Genomic DNA, 18,245 nt, shown 5'->3' with positions numbered 1-18,245 from the left:
TCTTTCAGTGCATTTATATTTATACTTATAATCATCACTTGCCACATCTTACATCTAAAAAAGGAATTCAATTGACCTTAATGTACCGATCAATTGAATTCCTTTTTATGTTTTTTTCATTTCCAGTCGATTTTAATCACCACTGACTGGTTCATTCTATTCGATTTTTAGGAGTGGCTTGAAACGAGTAATTGATGTGCGTCGTATAGTTTGTTGCTTTTGCATTTGCTGTATTCGGCACATTTAGAAAGATACTGCTCTCTTTATTCGAATCATCCCCAAAATTATAAAACCATGTTTGCTTCTCTATGAATAGATTGGCATCGATCAATTGGATACTATTATTATTAGGAATCAAGATCCCACTCGTGTGGATGATACCTAAATTATCTTCATTGCCGATTTCTCCAGTGCTTGAAATGGCTTGTCCATTTTTCCAACTAAGTTGGGCACCTTTCAATTCACCTGTTTTTTGATTAGAAAATTGTTCTTCTTGTTTGATGAACAAACTCCAGCCACTTATTTCTGATACCGGTCGCTCATCTGTCACCTGAACAAAATTCGGTCTGGAAGTTCCCTGCTCCGTACCGCCTATCTGACTCGGTAGTGCATGGTACGTTTGTGTTTTAGTCGTAAGCGGTTGGGTCCCAAAGTCCCAATTACTTGCTTGATCGATCGTTAGCTCTCCATCGACCATACCACCGACAATCAATGTGGTAGCAGGAACAAACGTTGCATCCCGAAATGCTAATGGCGTTTTCGGATTGATGTTTCCTACGTGATTATTCGTCTCTGGTGGATTCATGACACCAGCTTCACTAGCAGAACCTTGGCGATCTCTTAAGAAGACTTGGATGACATCATCTACTGCTAAGTTTAATTTCTCAACAGCAATCCTGATATCCCCTTTATCATCTATGGTAATGAGGGTAGGATCGATTGTTTCTCCATTATGAGTCGCCGTAACCTCTACCTCAGGATCGTCGGAATGACCTGAAATAACCCGCGCATTTGCCGGAACTAAATGATTGGAAAAAGTCGCAGGTGAAGGTGGTATGATAGGAAATACGGTGACATCTTCCACTTCATACACATTTTCAAAATCGCCTTCCATTTCACCTGCTAAAACCTCAACATCTGTGATACGTACAAGATCGCCTGGTTGTAAATATTCGTCAAGTTCGATTTCAAAAACGCCGCCTTGTGGCTCTTCATCATAGATACTAATACCTGGTTTTTCCGCTGTGTGACCATGTGTCAAGGTTTCGTATGTCTGGATCACTGCCCCATCTCTTTCGATTTCCACAGTTACCTTCACTTCATCTTGCCACGCGGGGCGGCTGTCATGGAGACCAACTGGCATACGGATCAACCCGTGGATTTTTTTATCCGCATTCGTCGGTACTCTCAATTCATTTACAATTGCCCAACGTGCATTGTTTGAGCTGAGTCGAGAATAAGAAGTTAAACCCGATGAACCAAATGCATCAAAATCGAAACGTTCTGCTGGTTCCATTGAAGTGAGCGTAGAAAAGTTAGTGCCAGAGAAAGTATAATCCATATTGTTCGAGTGAAGATAGGGATCGGCATCTAAGTCTGTACCATCTTTCCAAACAGCAAAATCACTTGCAGTAGCAGTTAAAGTGGAGCTCGCAATATTACTAAAAATATTCCCGCCACCTACACGATTATTCCGATAGTCCATAAATAGCGGATTATCGAAATTCACAGTAGTTGAACGACCACGAAAAATACCTGCATTTGCGCTTGCCGTACGACCGGAAGCTTCAAAATAACCTAAATTACTCACTCTGATCTCACCATTTCCACCGACGGTATTTCCACCGGCCACTGTCGCATCACTCATATCCAATGCGGGACCATCATTCGCATAGATTCTTACTTCTGAACCCGGATCATTGACAGAAAACCCATTATTTGATCCCGCAGTATAATGGATTCCTTGGTTTCCACCACCTGTATTCCCATCGTGAGCAATACCAGTCCCCTCATTGACTACTAACAATCGCCCCGCATTACTAACAGTCACTTGATTATTACTGCCCCACATCCGGATTGCTGGCGCCATTTGCGCTGCACCCCCTGCGTTACCTTTTCGCTTAGTCACGGTCATATCTCCACCATTGATATTGAATTGATAGCCACCGTGCGTCGTTCCTGTATTATTTGGACCGGAACGTAAAAATCTTAAAGTAGCATTCGCATTATTTGCTTCAAGTTGTCCAGAAGGACCTGAATCTAACTTTAATGTCGCCTTGCTATTTACATTGAACTGTCCATTGATTCCTTGTAATACTAATGCAGAGGATGAGTTCGCCCAAAGTGTGATATTTGCTGAATCGGATGCTCCTACAATTGGCTCACGCCCAATTTTTTCTGTTTCTTCTTCGCCTAACTTCACAGTGGATACACCATTTACAGTGGTTGCGATATAGTTACTTTTCGCATTGATACTTGTCTCTTTATTCTCTGCGAGGAGTTTGACATAATCACCATTCAATTGTATCGCTGTCGCTGCTTGCGTTTCCGCAGTTAACTTTCCGCCTTGATTAAGTGATAAAACAGCATTCGCACCGTCTAAGCGAATCCCTCTCTTCGTACCCGAGCGGACCAATACATCCACGCTAGCTCCTCGAGTAATTTCCATGGTAGGAGCATTTCCCTTTAAATAGATACTATTATTCGTTATGACAGTGTCAGCTGAATTAGTACTTGGAACTGCGACGGATAGTTGTGATTGGTTGTCAACAACCATTTTTGCTTGATTTCCTTGAAGAGAGACATTAGCAATTGCTCCGCCTTCATTTTCTACACTCATATTACTTTGGTTATCTAGGGTAAATAAACTAGTTTCACCTGTCAGAAGAACAGCTCCACCGGTACTTGTTGATTTCGTTGTCAAGTCACTTCTATCTAAATGGACAGATGGCTCAGCCCCAGATAGTTCCACCGCTCTTCCTGTCACTGTCTGTATGTCAGCTTTAGAATCTGCAAATGTAATACCCGCTTTCTTTCCTTGTAAATATATGCCATTGCCTGTTCCACTGTTGACTGTCAGATTCAGTTGAGCATTTTCTGAAAGAGTCGCTTTTGACTCTTCCCCGTAAAGTCCAATCAAACTATTCGCACCTGCGGTAGATACTAACGCACCTTGTACGTCTAGCGTTGCACCATTTTGCATACGTAACGTAGAATTTTTACCTAATGTGGTGGTGCCGAGTTGATTGATATCCTCGGTTCGGTTCCCTGTATTTGTAATAGCAACAGCACTATTATCAACAGTTAACATCGCTTCTTGATTCAACAATCGAATACCTGCCCCAGTTGTCGCAGTCATCTTCAAATCACTGTCATTGATCGTCATTGTCGGCGTTGTACCAGTCATTGTCAGCCGATTGCCTGTACTAGAGTTGATCGTTACATTACTTGAGTCATTTACTTCAAAAGTTGCATCGTTTCCAGACATGACTAGACTATTTCCTGTAGTCGATTGGATTACCGCCGTTGATTTAGCTATGTTGAATGCGCCATTTGCACCTGTAAGGTTGATGGAATGCGCTGTATTCGATTGACTTTGCCATTGACTACCTGATGCCACATCAATTGTTGGGTTTTCCCCTGTCATGATAATTGCCTGTCCACCTGTAGTTGTCGCATTTAACCTTCCATTTTCCAGCTCAATGCTCGACTGATTCCCTGTCATCGAGAGCGCATTCCTACTTGTAGCGTCTGACGAAGTAGATGCTGCACCATCCGCTTGGATTTGTAAGTTACCGTTGTTTTTAACAGAAACTGTCGCATTGCTCCCCGTAAAATAGACGGAATTTTGCAAAGCAGTTGTTCCACTGTTCGTAATAAACAGTTCTGCTCCGTCTGCGACGGTCAGTTTAGCATTCGCTCTCGTAAATGCCAACGCAGAATTTTGAGTATTCCCCAGCTTCACGACTGCCTGATTTTCTACGATAAATTCTTTTGTCGTAAACAGCGCGCCTGGTAGATTGATCCTATTATCTATGGTTAACTCACCGCCAGTTATTCGTACCACTGCGCTTGAGATATCAGCTACTCTAAAATAATTGATCGATGAGCTGTCTCTTGAAACATCTTCCATTTGAAGGGTCCAATTTTCACCAGACGATTGCCCGATAACAAAGGGATTGGTATCTGTTTTATTAAGAAAAGTATTTTCAATTCTTAAAGTTTTGCTCTCAGTAGTCGTCAATAAACGCACTTGTCCGGTGCCGATATTCAAAGTATTCATTTGCCCATTGATTTTTAGTGAACGATCAATGTCCAAGTTTTCTGGACTGATAACTGAGCCTATATCGATCGAACGTTCCAAATTGATGATAGAAACCTCTGGATTGGCGAGTGCACTTAAAAATTCTGCACGAGTCGAAACCGGTACCGTTGCTCCTTGAAAGACATTTTCTTCGTCCTGTTTCTCTTCCGAGCGATTTCTTTCTTCCTTTGGTTCGTCGTTTTCTGACTTTTCTTCTCCTGAAGAATGGTTCGGCTCAGCCTTCGTGATTTCTACTTTAACAGTTGCCACTTCTCCTACAGTTACTGAATAGGTTCCTGCTTCTGCAAACATCACAGGTACGGTAAATTCCTTTTTCGGTGTTTCTGATGATAAGAGCCACTGGTCGAACGTTTCATCATAACTGCTACTCATCCCTGAGGACAATTCATCTTCAATGATCTCAGCAGTTGACGGAAGTTTGATTGCCACGTTATCCACTTCTTCTGTACTTATAAACGAAAGGGCAGTTACCGTCTTTTCAGTTCCCTTTATTACCGCTTGCTCAAAAGAAAAAGCGGGTGTCAACGACTGGGTATCCTTCACTTCAGATGATTTTGTCGGTTGACTATTACTATTTAGCGTGTTTAAAGGTTGACTCCCTTGATCGATTGTCTCCGCAACAGCGAGGAAAGGTATACCCAAAGTATATAGTGCAAAGATTGAAATACTTATTTTAGTCATCATTTTACATACTTTTTGACGCATTGGTCCTCCTCCTCTAGTCATCTGTTTTATTTTCTGAAAGGGTATCCATGTATTTTTCTTGCATTAGTTTTGCTTTTTTCTTATTTTTGTATGTCGTATAGGCGAGTACACTAATAATGATCACGATTAGAACGATTGCTGCAATCAACCACCAGTTGGTATCTTTAACGGAAACATCTGATTGGTTCAAGCGTCTTGCTTCGTCTGCTGTCACATCAAAAGTTTCTTCCCAAGACCATTCATGTTCGCCAGAGCGAGCTGTCATATTCAGTACATATGTCCCACTTCTAAAACGTTCACCATTGAGTGAGATTGGAAAATTAAAATTGGAGTTAGGTGCCATTTGCATCATCTCCTCTGATGCTCGATATAAAATCGTATCAGATCCTTCTCTACGTACCGAGGCTTCCACACTTAGTTCATTCACAAAAGTAGGTAAGAAATTCTGGATCGTCGCACTAAAGGCATTTCTATAATTGATTTGATCCGCAAATACATCTAAAAGCGCCAATTCTGGAACAATCGTTTGTGTACGATCATTACTCGCTACGACACCAATTACATAAGAAAAAGAATTGATGATCTGCATTCCTTTATCCTCAGAATCCTCTTCCTCTTCTTCTTGCGCCACTTCGCTTAGTTGTAAGCCACCGGCTAATAATCCTTCTACCTCATCCTGAGGCATAGTGAGGGTTGTTACGATCCGTTTTTCCTCTCCTGCTTCTAAACGAATGGGTTCATCTTCGACATCCAGTAAGTCCTTCATCTCCACTTTTAATGTAGGATCGGGCTGATCCGTTTCTCCGCCATATTCAACCACACCATTGATATTTGTGTAGGCAGTATGAGCTGTGATCGAGAGATCGATCGGGATATTTCTAACATTTTTCACCACTAATGTGAGTTCTTCTGTTTCTCCTGGTTGCAATTCCACATCAAAGTAGCCTTTATCATCCCCAAATTGACTTTCAGGCGTAATGGTGCGAACACTAAAATTTAGTTCACCATTGGCAAATACCTCTTGAGAAAAACCAACAAACCCGATCATTACATAAAGCATAACCAGAAAAGATGCTGTAAACTTGTTCAATAAAGGCATAGTTATCTCCTTTCTAAAAAACAACGATGCTGACTGCATCGTTGTTTTTTATCAACCTTTCAAATCTCTAGCTAGTTAATTGATATTTGCCGGTGTTGCAGACAATGTCCATAATAAATTAGTCGTATATTTGGAATTAGCATCTGTACGTGTTGTGCCAGGTACATTTAATTGTACAGAAGGATTAGCCAATCCTCCATCTACTTCACTGTCTTGCACTAAGTTGGCTTTATCTCCCCACATGGCAGTACTTAGTCCATAGCCTATGTTACTTCCGGCAGTCATGATCACGCGGCTATTTTCCGGAATCAACGTGAAACCTGAATTTATCGTTGGTAATTCGTCACTTGTATTTTGAGCTGTCCCATTTGCAAACGTGACTTGAGCACCATTTAAGCTTCTTTCCCCATTCGTAAATTGTGCTTCTTGTTTCAATGCCAGATTCCAACCTGTTAGGTCTTCACGTAAGTCACGTACTTGAGCAAATTGTGCACGGGCTGCTTGATTTGTCGCTTCATTGACCCATGGGCTATTCATATCAGGATTAGGAAAGTCAGTTGATTCTTCATCGATGTCAAACCACCAAGCCGCAGCTGGATAAGATTGATCTAATGCTGAATTTTGACGTGAACCAAAATCATAATCGCCAACGTATGCAATTGCGAAAGCACCTTCTTGAGTAGGAGGTACGATGACTTCTTCTGGTCCTGGGTTTGGATCAATTGTTTCACCGTTCTCCTCGTCCGCTTCACGATATTGAATCTGTCCATTCGTTTTTAGTGTTCCATCCTGATCTGTATCGTCTGCATGAACAACCATACTTCCTGTTGCTAGACTTGCTAATAACACTGACATTGATACTAGTTTTAATGCTTTCATTTATTCGTTCTCCCTATTTGTTTTATTTTTTTGTAAAACATCTACTTGATAGTGCGACTTGCTCGTTTATTTTCTTATCTCTTCGTTTTAACCAAGTTCGAATGACCCATAAAAGAATTAGTAGACCCAGCAACCCGTAACTTGGTATCACTTGATTTAATTTTGGTAATTGTCCATTCACCTGTACATATTCGTCTCTATCTGAGGGTTGCGCCTGCTCTTCAGAAGGTGGTTGTGGTTTAGGGTCCCCTTCATAATCGATTTCTCCGTAAAACCCTACATTCTTATTCGTTTCTACAGAGGAGCCTTCTGCCGCAAAGATTTGAACTGGTTGATAAAACATCCCAAGAAACAATAAAATGGTCCATAACAAATACCAAGGCTTCTTTTTCACATTTATTTCATTCCTCCTATTCTAGATAACTACATTTATTTTCTTCTAAATAACATTTTTATGACTCAAGTTTGTTTTTTAGAAGAGTACATTATATACTTTAAACAACACACGTATTCTTTCGCAATTAGCGTTTTTCACCATACTCTGAAATTATTACTATTTACTAATTATACTTAACAGATATACTTTACTTAAAGTTAGCTACACCTAAAACAAAGAATCAACTACCCTAAACTAAACTGATCTATGAGAGGTGGGTACATTGAAAACATTCCAACTGAATTTCATTACCAATAAACCCCTGATACGATGGCTTCAAATCCTCAATGAATTTGAAAAGAATGCTTGTTGCAACGCGAATGACTTAGCAATACTTACTGAGAGCACTTCTAGAACAATCGGTAAAGATATCTGTCAGATCCGAGATTATTTTGAGGATTCGATCACGATTGAATCTACCCATCAGGGGTATGTATTCAAACAATTGAAATTAGTCACTTACGAAGAGAAAAAAACTGCTTTACTTGAGAACGAGCCACTTTTTTTAATTCTTGAGAAAATTTTTTTTGCTGAATTATATACCCTTGACGATTGGTCCGATCAGTTACATCTCTCTAAAACGACCCTCTTGAAATACCTCAAAAAAATCCAATCACAGTTAGTTCATTTTGATTTGGATATCACGCATGATCCCGTAAATATCATTGGTCAAGAAGCAGATATACGACATTTTTTTTGCACGTTCTTTTATGAATCTGAAATCACTCCGCACACCATCTTCCCTTCTGTTTCCGCTCAGCAAGCGGTGAATGAAATCAGTTGTCTGTATAAGAATGACTTCTATCGAAATACCTCATTTTTCTTATACACTTACTTACTTTATATCTCGGTTGAACGATTCATGCAGGGAAATACAGTGAACGTAAATAACCACTTACGCTGTGTCTTGACTGATCGGATGCAACAAGTACATGCCGAAAAAATAAATGACGTAATTGAAAAATATTACGGCATCCGTTTACCTGAAGATGAACTGATTTTCTTATTCTGTAGCATTATTACACAGAGAAAAATGAGTGATATCATTGTTGAAAAACAGTTTTGTTCAACATACAATCAGTGGCCAGAAAGCAAGCGCCTTGCAGAAGATTTTCTAGAAATATTAGACTGTAGCGATGAAAATAAGCTCGTCAATCTGACCTTTTTAGAATCTTTTTTTACAACGGCGAAAGTGAAAGAATATTTGTGCATTTCTGCTAATCGAAATACGCAAGATATCAATCGATTTATTCAAAAAATCTTCCCGAATGAGTGTCGTAAGTACCAACATTTTCTAGAAAACAGCTCGGATTATCATTCGCTATACTCTCATGACTTTTTAGTAGATTTCACTTCTAACTTAGTGATCTACGTTGAAACCATTCGAGAACGCTACTGGAAAAACAAAAAAAATATTGCCTTTCTTTTTGAAGGCAATAATCATGTCATCCAGTTCATTGAAGCCCTATCGAATAAATATTTTATGGAATATCAATATGTGTTCTATCCAAACGCTAGTGAAGTAAATAAGAACTATCTTCTTAAAAATAAAATTGATTTTTTGATCACTAATCATCCTGAACATGTAGAAGAATTCCAAGAAGTAACAGAATGTATTCTTTTTCGGTCTATTCCTTCTGCTTCCGATTGGAATCGCTTACTCGAAAAAATCAATCCGAAAATCATCAATCAATATTTTTTAGCTGACAAAACGAGTTTTCCCTCATCCATATACGAATGATAAATCCACCATACTCCAATGGCCTTTCGAATGGGTCTTTGCTAAGCAGATTTTAACTATGTCTACGATTACTCCTAACCCTGGCTTACGATTATTTTATCAGCACCTGTATCATGAAATGCTTGTTGTTTAGATTTGCAAATATGTATCGATTTTTAAGACAAAAAAACTCCCTCAAATGGAAATAATCTTTGAGGGAGTAAAAACGTGATAACGTTAGTCGTTCATTGATTCAGTTGAGGGAAATGTATCTGGGTACAGCTGACTAGCACTTCCAGCAGTATACTCTCGATAACCATTGAACCCTAAGAAATTCTGTGTAAAGCTATTGATGTTCGAAGAAACCACTTGACTCCCATTTGCACCACTTAACTGTGTTTGTAGATGGGCTGTCCAAGCATGAGTCGGTGTTGGTCCAAAATTATTATTCGCCCAAAAAGCATTTCGAACGGCATTGATCTGGATATTTGTTCCTAACGTATGGATCAATGGACTAGAATAAGCGGCAGAACCTGTTTGTCTTAAATGGATTTGGTAAGGATTATCAATTGTTAAATGTCCAGATCCAAGGACTTTTACTACTGGCTCGCCACCAGTATGATCTGCTTTAAATGTTGAGAATTCCCCCACATACATCCGACCATTTGTTGAAATTTGTACAGGTGATAAAATATTCGAATTGACAGTCAAACTACCGTTGTTGATCACATTCAATTGATTCGCCACGATGGCTTCATTCATGATCACTTGGGAGCCAGAGTCGATTTGCACTAGACCATCTGTTCGGATAAATGGTTGTTGTCTCTGTCTTGTTTGTTCATTCCCAACAACCAACGTATTCCCAGAAAAACTTACTGTTGAACCAGAAACACCTTGTACAAATGGTTGTCTGACTTGGTTTCCGTTTGTAACAATTGGTCGATTCGAGCTAGAGTTAAAATGAACATGTCCACCAAACCCTACATGTAGGGAATGATTATTATTCATATTGATAGTCGAATTATTGAGGAAATTGATTGTCACCGCTCGATTGACTGTGTTTAGACTAGTTAAAGCGCTATTGAAACTTGAGGTGACATTGATTACTGATACATTTGAATTATTGATGGCACTTCTAAATCCAGACCATGTTCTTACGGATGCAGTTGTGCGATTTTGATCATCTACAAAAAATTCCACGTCCTCATCATTTGTAAAGGTTTCCCCATACATTGATAACGTTTCCCCATCTTTCAGAAGAACACCACCAGCAGTTTCGCCTTCTGTCAATGATTGTGCTTCTGGTACGACTTCACTTGCAGCGACATTCGTTACTGAAATTGGGCCAGCAAGGAGCATACCGCTTAATAATAAGGTACTCATAAGAGTCATTCGTTTCATTTTCTTTCCTCCATTCATTTGATAATTTAAGATTAACGAAGAACTCATATTGAATCAAAAGTGTTTTTTCGTGACTATACGAAATTTTTTAATTGATTCTTTTAAAGTTCTTCATAACCTTTTCTTTCATTTTCTCCACTCATCTTACTCCGGAAATGTCTCAGGATATAATGGCATCTCCATTCCAGCAGTGTATTCTCGATAAGAACCAAATCCTAAAAAATGTTTTTCAAAACTAACTGAATTAGAACGAAGAACTTGTGAACCATGGGGGCCACCAAGTCGTGTCTGTAATTGACTATTCCAAACATGAGTGGGACGAAAACTCATATTATAATTTTCCCAAAAGGCATTTCTCACGGCATTGATTTGCATGAGTACGGCAGAAGAATCGATCAATGGAGCGACAAGCCCGCCGAAGCCAGTCTGTTTTAAATGTATACTGTACGGATTATCAAAAAAAATCTCCCCGCCAGTCATTTTGATCACTGAATGACTCCCCCCATGCGTCACTTTTAGCGAAGAAAATTCACCGACTCTAATCGTCCCATTGATTCCCATTTTTATAGGAGTGATTTCATGTGCGCGTAATTCTAAACGACCATAGTTGATCACAAATAAATCATTCGCTTCGATTGCTTCATGTATCCTTACATTGGCGCCAGATGGAACCTCGATCAATCCTTCTGTTCGAATAAAGGGTTGCTCTCTCAGTTCAGTTGAACCATCTCCGATGACCACCTCACCTTCTAGACGAATCGTACTCCCATAAGAACTTTGGATAAATGGTTGCTTTAATTGATTTTGACTAACAAATATAGGCGACTTGGCGTTCGCTTTGATTTCTAAAGTAGAATGCTTTGCCAGCTTGAGTGCATGATTATTTTCTAAATCTATACGAGCAGCATTGATAAAATTGATCGTCAATGGGCGATCAATCGTATCCAACGAATGAAAGGTCGTATTGAAGCTAGCTGACACATTGATAGCGCTGACATTTTGATCGTTGATGGCATTTCGAAATTGGTACCACGTTCTTACCTCCACTGTTTTACGATTTTCCTTGTTTACGACATAGTACGCCCCATCTTCACTGATAAAATGATGGACGTTATCGGCTAATGATTCACCATCTTCCAGCAAAATCCCATTGACCGATTCTTTCACTCCGATTCCAAGATTTGTTTGGAAATCATGCATTGTCGCTTCACTTGTTGTTGAACGTACAAAGAGTAAGCCTATTATTCCTCCTAAAAAAAATACCAAATTGAGCTGCATAATTTTTTTCATATCTAACACGCCTTCCTTTTATAAAGCGATCATACCTGAAAGCAAAATGGAATATCAAAAATGTTTTTTCTGCAAAGCAAGAATTTTTCTGTTTTTACAACTAGAAGTTGTGCTCACTCGGCATATACATCCACCATGAAACGAACAAACCAATAAGCCCCTTTCAATGACGGAGGCCTATTGGTTTGTTTCTTCTTTATTATTTTGTTTTTAGTAACTATTCTTTTTCGGACGTTTGTTACCTGAGCAATGATTCTTTCTAGTCGAAATAACAAGCCAGGCGGTAACGATTAAATAGCCTAGCCACAAGAAACGCTGACCGCTCAAAGCGTTTGTTTTTGGTAGCTTCCCTTGTTTTAGTTCGGAAATATCAGCGACAAGGGTGTGCTTCTTGTCCTCGTTTCCATGTGATCCATTGATCGTTACACTTTTTTCTGTGCTAGTGTCTTCTCCAATTCGTCCAGTGACAGTGATTTGTCCCGTTGTCGTATCTGCACCAACTACCTCAGTAAGCAATCCATTAGCGATAATAAAGAATAGTCCCGTGATATAGAACAACTTCATTCTTCTTTGCATACGATTGATCCCTTCTTTTTGGGATTTAAGTGATTCTTTTTTACGCTACATTAGGAGAGAAACTCAAAACTAATTTAAATGTTGGGTTTAACTCTGCTGAGGCATTGACCGGCGTGACTTTACCAGTGAAAGTAAATTTTCCTTCATTCGTCCCTTGATTTCCTTGCAGTCTGAAAAGTTCAGCTACCGTTTCTGTTGGCTTGCCATCTTCAAACAAATCAATCGTATTCACTTTCAATGAGTCTACTTCAGCCATATTCGTTGGTGTATCTACGCCAGAAACGGAAGCAATCACGCCAACAGCAGAATTATTCGTAATCGTGTGTTCAGGTGACGTAATTGTGGTATGATTTGAGGCTTTTGTTGTGTAAAATAAGGCGGTTGTTGGAATCGTCACATTGATCCATTGATCCAAATCCTCAGGATTTGGTCCAGGTGTCGTATTATCGAACTCACCGATGATTCCCCGTACAGTCACGTCTCCTGACGTCTCGCCTTCGCGTCCATCAACCACTTGCTCTGCTCCTACGATTGTCCCAGTAACCATGATCCCTGCGATTGTTGCTGTACTTAGAAGTGCTGCTACTATTTTTTTCATCTAAATTCCCTCATTTTCTTTTTTAGTTTTTAACGATAATCATTACTTCCGCTTCAGTGACCCCTTGTTTTTCTTTCGTTTCAGGGTCATAAATATTAACGGTGGCTCTAGCAGGATACTCTCCTTTAGTTAATTGTTTTTCCAATTTTACATTCTCTACGAATTGGTTTGGATGGATGGCTCCCGAAGAATAAATCAACTCTCCAGTAGAGAGTAAAGAAATATCAACTGCGATCGGATAAACATTCGTCCCAGGATTGACAATCTCGATCGAGCCTTCACTCTGTCCGTTCTCAAAGACGGCTTCTGGATTGATTTGTAATGTAAAATAATTGGCATCGGCTACTTCTTGCGCACGTTCCGCCAATTGTTGATCAGAGGCATCGCCGACTGCTGGTAAAAGATCTGCACTGACCAATGGAACGTGATCTTTTGGTTGATTGAAATAATAGACGAGACCACCGGTAATCAACGAAAATAGCAAAAACCACATGAGCCATTTACGCTTATTTTTATTTTGTGCTTGGTTCGTTTCCTCCAATGGATTCCCCTCCTTGTTAACTATTTTTTTCTTTAAATTCGTGGGACGAATCGTAACACGATTCGGTAACTAGGTACAAGTGTGTTCTCGTAATAGCCCCCTTGCTCAAGTTCATGATGATCAACCCACCGTGGATAATCCCCATAAAATTCTCCCGATAAGGAAAGGGGTGTACGATCTCCTTCTGATAAACGAATCAGATGTTGCTCTGGCATCGTTGCGTATAACTGTTTTTTGACCTCTGGAGTTTGAATATTCAAGCGCAACAATGGCTTCGTAATATCCTCGTAACTAGGATCCTCCACATTACTTTCTACATAATCAAGTGGATCTTCCCCTTCTTTCAAAAGAACGATTCCAGCAGAATCATCAATAGCAACTTGGTTGATATACGTATCGACAGCTACCGAAGATTGGTTGTGGATCTCATAGGTTTGGCTTTCAAACTGGCGGTTCGATTCTTCTTCGTCATACAATGATTCAAAGATCATTTTGACTGGGATCGTTACCCGCAAATGTTCAACTTTTGAGGTAAGATCGATACCGATCGTCATCTGATACGCTTTATTGCCGACTTCAAGAATAGCGTAATAACTTCCGTCCTCTTTACTATCTAACGAAAGATCGGTTTCAATGATGCGAAAATCATTGGTCATGTCTTCTTCAGATAAGATGTTTCTTGCTTGCGCACGACTTTCTTGGAGAATGAGCGCATGTAATCCTTCGACTGTCTCTAACTCAGTGATCTTTGAACGATCTAACGTAAAGTTATTGCTCCGATAATCAATCCCTTTGATGACTATTTGCTCTTCTGTCACATCTCCAGTTGTGTCTCCAGAAGGCTTTGACAGTTTGATTCCAACCGTTGATCCCGTTTCCAGACGTTCATTTTCTGCTAAGTTGATTTGGAAGGAACGAACTTTCTGTTGGTTATCTTGATAGTCTCCCCAGACAATACGAGGAGAATCTTTTTCAAGAACAATCGTATTTCCTTCTGTGTTTTTATAGGTAATCGTCAACTGGTCAACTGATTCTGTGGCATGACCGTGAATCGCTACAGATTGGTCACTCATAGGGTCAAGTTTGGCAATGAGTTGTTCAGGCGGAACTGGCTCCCAGATGTAAGTACCTGGATAAGTGCCATCATAGTTATTCATAAACTCGGTTGAGTTTTCAAAGGCGATAACCCCAGTTCCGCTCGTTAAACTTTCTTCTAAAACCCACCGTCCTGTATATTGATCAGTTATTTCAATCTGTGGCAAATTTGTCGAACCAACTGATGACGCGGTTAGGAAAACCGTTTTTTCTCCCAGAACGATTGTCTTTAAAGGTGTATTATTAAACATAGCTACAACAAAAATGCTTCTTGCTATATCCCAATTACTGATATCTAATTTTGTTAAAGACGTTGCACCATTGAACATATACACAGTAGAAACTAAAGCGGAGGTATTCCAATTACCTAAATCTAGTTCTGTGATTGAGCTTGCCGATTGGAACATGCCACCCATATCTGTGACATTTGACGTATCCCAATTACGTAAATCTAATTCTCTTAGATTTGATGTACCGGAAAACATCATCTGCATGTTTTCGACATTTGAAACATCCATTCTATCAATATTCTCGATTATTTCCAGATTTCGCAAGTCTATAAACAGAGCCCGTGAATTTTTTGGTAATATCACTTGATCTTCCACGATGATTTGCTTAACTGAAGAATGGGTTTTCCAAGGTGCATCTGCTACTGCGCCAGCTTCTCCACTATATAATCTGATTGTTTCAGTTCCTTCCTCATACGACCAAGGAACCGTTCCCCATAGATTCTGTTCAGGCTCGTAGGTATAGACAACCGTTTGTTCTTCTACTCTAAAAGTTCCATAGGCATTTTCGGGAGTCTTACTCAATTGCCAACCACTAATGCTTAACGCTTCGGTTGTGTAGGTTTGATCAACTAATCCAGTCAGCACACTAGAATCAGCTAATTGATTCCCTTCCTCATCTTCATGCTTTACAGTAACATTTCCACCTTGAACTGGTTCAAAGACTGCACGAATCACAGAGTTTCCAGCTCCATTTTGGCTTACAGCAAGTTCCTGGCTAGTTGGATGAAATATAACTATTGGACCTGAAGCGACTTCCCAGCGTAAAAATCGGTAACCGGGATTGGGAAATGCATTCATATTACCCAGGCTCTCTCCTACACGGAGCCATACCACATTCGATCCTGACGAATCAGTTCGTCTAGGATTACCACCAGCTGGTGGACTTGCAACTAATTCTAAACGATACTCAGTCGTACGATTACTTCCCTCTTTACTATTTTCTAATTCTTCTGATTCTTCTGTCTTTTCTGGATATTCCGAAATCGCTGTTACTTCATGATTATCAGAAGAGCTTGACTGATTATCCGCATAAGTAAGTTGAAACGGGAGATGGTGCAAAAGCAAAACCATAATCAATAATAACTTTCCAACGATTCGGCTAATTGTATTTATGTTCATACCACTCCTCCTAGTATTTGACCTACTGCATTATTCTTATTAGAAACTTATAGCGAGCAACGTTTAGACATTCTTTTTATCAACTGTCATTTCTTGTGGGCTCGAAGATAACTCTTTTCCCAAAAATTCTGTAAGTCAATTTGCATGTTTATTACTTCACTAAGATTACATTGATTTTTTAATGAAATAAAATCATCTATTTCATTAACGTCTGAAATAAATGAAAAAAAACAGTCGCTATTTTTATTAGCAACTGTAAGAAAAACATTAATTATAGGTTTTACGATAAGGATTTATTTTTCTTTCTAGTCGTTGCCAATCATGATCATCTGGAACAGCTTTCAACAAGAGAAAATCGCTCTCAATGATGTAATCTAAAAGATAGCGATTGTAGTTTGTCACAATCAAATCAATATGTGCGGCGTTCAATACTTCTTCTGCTAGATAATAAAGCGGTAAAAAAACTAATGTATGTTTACTCCCAAATTGTTGGCGTACACGAGTTATAATTTGTTGACAAACAAAATGATCCCCTTCCAGAAGAAAGTAAATTGTTTTACTTGGTAAATAAAAATCGAAAATCAAATTACTATAAATCGTTAAACTCACACTTATATCTTCCATGTATTTTGAAGAAATAGAGTAGCTTTTCCTTTCTTTTTTTAAAAAACCTAAATTCCGCTGATAATTCTCATTATCTGAGCGTATGACTGCTTTTTTTATCTCTATCGCCTCTTTATTTAACACAGGTGATAACAAATCATTTATTTTTCTAGAGAGAAAAAACGAACGTAAGAATGTTGTGATTTTTTGATCAATATTTGGGGGGAAATCAAATTCCTTTAGATATCGATTCGTGAGTTGAGAAATTTCTGTGCCTTCATGAAAATCTTTATAAAACTTTTTCTCTGATTCTTCATGGTCTAGGGTACGTTTGCAGATAGTGACTAAATAAATCCAAGCGAATTCTTCTTTTGATAATTCGACCTTATAAAGTTTCTTGATGTCCTCTTTCAAAGAATGAAGGAGAGAGAAATTCTTTGCTTTGTATGCTAATTTCGCTAATTTTCTTGGAATCTCTATAGAAAAACCCAGTCCTGCACGTTTGATTGCGATATAAAAAGTATAATAAAAGGCTGCTGGCGTAGTGCCAGATCCAACCTCATCTTGGCCCAATTTATTGCTTAATTTTTTTAAAACCAATTCATGTAATTCAATATCAGGAACAAGCGTATAGGGCGTTTCTACTCCTTCATAATAAAAATCTTTGAAGAATTTTCGCAAATTAGCTTCTCTTCCTTCAATCGACACAGGATTAGATACCCACTCTAGTCCATAACTCTCTAAAACTGTGGTTGATCGATTCAATAATCGCCGAAAGGTACTCTCTGAAAAATGATAGAAATGTGCAAGTTCATCGATATTTGACAATTCTCCTAAAAAAATATTGCCGATAATTTCAAATAAACATTCATTTTCTAATAATTGTTGTTTTTTTTCTTGGTATATCGAAGGTTTTTTTTCTTCAAAAAGGATTCCACTATTGCCTGACTCTAAACTGATACAATCATCAAAATAGTCTTTGATGTACTTGATATCATTGGCAATCGTTCGTTGTGTCACTTGGATTTTTTCGGCCACTTCTCCAATCGTAAACAAACGTCTTCGTTCAATCATACTCAATATTCGAAACAAACGGCTCGTCGTCCGATTACTGATAAATGCCAATTGTAGATCTTTCAAGTTTTCCACCTCATTTTTAAATGAACGCTTTTCTTTATACTTAAATATAAATAACATAAGCAAGCGGAATGATAAACTATATTGTTTTGTTACTAAATGGAACTAGACATGAAAAAGTAGCAAGATTTGCTCTTTTTACTCTTATAGCACATGATTTTTTTTATCATCCGATTATTCTGATAGTTTAAATTTTTTGTTAGAATTTCAACTGTAAGCATCCATTGTAAATGAGTCCGGTGAATTATTCTCTATTTAAGAGTTAGAAACGACTGATGTTTGCCATCACAACTATTCACGGGAAAAAAATCAATCATAATTGTTATCTAGCTATTAGGGTAAAAGGATTGATTTTTTATTTAACGTAATTAGGCAGAAGTCGCCCATCCTCTCTAGCTGGATGATGACTGCCGTTCGGAATGAGGGGTGCCG

The 18,245-nt window shown here is 38.9% G+C and carries 12 protein-coding genes; 1 reads left to right on the top strand and 11 read right to left on the bottom strand.

Going from position 1 to position 18,245, the window contains the following annotated elements; all coding sequences use genetic code 11:
• Positions 1-151: 151 nt before the first annotated feature.
• The 4 genes from IGJ19_RS02870 to IGJ19_RS02855 form a co-directional block, all read right to left on the bottom strand.
• Entirely contained in the window at positions 152-5,029 is a 4,878-nt protein-coding gene (locus IGJ19_RS02870; RefSeq protein ID WP_430604396.1) for a WxL domain-containing protein, read from the bottom strand.
• 13 nt (positions 5,030-5,042) lie between these two features.
• Positions 5,043-6,128 carry a DUF916 and DUF3324 domain-containing protein gene (locus IGJ19_RS02865; protein WP_430604395.1) on the bottom strand — a complete coding sequence of 362 codons (1,086 nt, stop codon included), beginning with the start codon at positions 6,126-6,128 and terminating at the stop codon, positions 5,043-5,045.
• A 75-nt stretch (positions 6,129-6,203) separates the two neighbouring features.
• Positions 6,204-7,007: a WxL domain-containing protein gene (locus IGJ19_RS02860; RefSeq protein ID WP_115357320.1), complete on the bottom strand. Its 804-nt coding sequence runs from the start codon at positions 7,005-7,007 to the stop codon at positions 6,204-6,206.
• A 22-nt stretch (positions 7,008-7,029) separates the two neighbouring features.
• Entirely contained in the window at positions 7,030-7,401 is a 372-nt protein-coding gene (locus IGJ19_RS02855) for a hypothetical protein (RefSeq protein ID WP_074801954.1), read from the bottom strand.
• Positions 7,402-7,666: 265 nt separating this feature from the next.
• On the opposite strand from IGJ19_RS02855, the gene IGJ19_RS02850 reads away from it, so the two are divergent.
• Positions 7,667-9,184 carry a helix-turn-helix domain-containing protein gene (locus IGJ19_RS02850; RefSeq protein ID WP_161643438.1) on the top strand — a complete coding sequence of 506 codons (1,518 nt, stop codon included), beginning with the start codon at positions 7,667-7,669 and terminating at the stop codon, positions 9,182-9,184.
• Between the two features lie 216 nt (positions 9,185-9,400).
• Here the strand turns inward: IGJ19_RS02850 and IGJ19_RS02845 are convergent, their stop codons facing one another.
• The 7 genes from IGJ19_RS02845 to IGJ19_RS02815 form a co-directional block, all read right to left on the bottom strand.
• On the bottom strand, positions 9,401-10,564 hold the full coding sequence (locus IGJ19_RS02845) for a hypothetical protein (RefSeq protein WP_115357318.1): 1,164 nt from the start codon (positions 10,562-10,564) through the stop codon (positions 9,401-9,403).
• Between the two features lie 144 nt (positions 10,565-10,708).
• Positions 10,709-11,854: a pectate lyase-like adhesive domain-containing protein gene (locus IGJ19_RS02840; RefSeq protein ID WP_161643440.1), complete on the bottom strand. Its 1,146-nt coding sequence runs from the start codon at positions 11,852-11,854 to the stop codon at positions 10,709-10,711.
• Positions 11,855-12,064: 210 nt separating this feature from the next.
• On the bottom strand, positions 12,065-12,430 hold the full coding sequence (locus IGJ19_RS02835; protein WP_195273826.1) for a hypothetical protein: 366 nt from the start codon (positions 12,428-12,430) through the stop codon (positions 12,065-12,067).
• 40 nt (positions 12,431-12,470) lie between these two features.
• Positions 12,471-13,028 (bottom strand): hypothetical protein, encoded by a 558-nt coding sequence (locus IGJ19_RS02830; RefSeq protein WP_142433253.1) that lies wholly within the window; start codon positions 13,026-13,028, stop codon positions 12,471-12,473.
• A gap of 22 nt (positions 13,029-13,050) precedes the next feature.
• Positions 13,051-13,569: a hypothetical protein gene (locus IGJ19_RS02825; RefSeq protein ID WP_142433254.1), complete on the bottom strand. Its 519-nt coding sequence runs from the start codon at positions 13,567-13,569 to the stop codon at positions 13,051-13,053.
• Between the two features lie 32 nt (positions 13,570-13,601).
• Positions 13,602-16,073: a BspA family leucine-rich repeat surface protein gene (locus IGJ19_RS02820; protein WP_430604394.1), complete on the bottom strand. Its 2,472-nt coding sequence runs from the start codon at positions 16,071-16,073 to the stop codon at positions 13,602-13,604.
• 267 nt (positions 16,074-16,340) lie between these two features.
• Positions 16,341-17,816, bottom strand: coding sequence for a helix-turn-helix domain-containing protein (locus IGJ19_RS02815; RefSeq protein WP_142433256.1), 1,476 nt, complete (start codon positions 17,814-17,816; stop codon positions 16,341-16,343).
• Positions 17,817-18,245 lie beyond the last annotated feature (429 nt).

The sequence above is a fragment of the Enterococcus sp. DIV1368b genome, from assembly GCF_050529595.1.
GTDB classification, from domain to species: Bacteria; Bacillota; Bacilli; order Lactobacillales; family Enterococcaceae; genus Enterococcus_B; species Enterococcus_B mundtii.
This window is presented reverse-complemented; position numbering and strand designations above follow the sequence as displayed.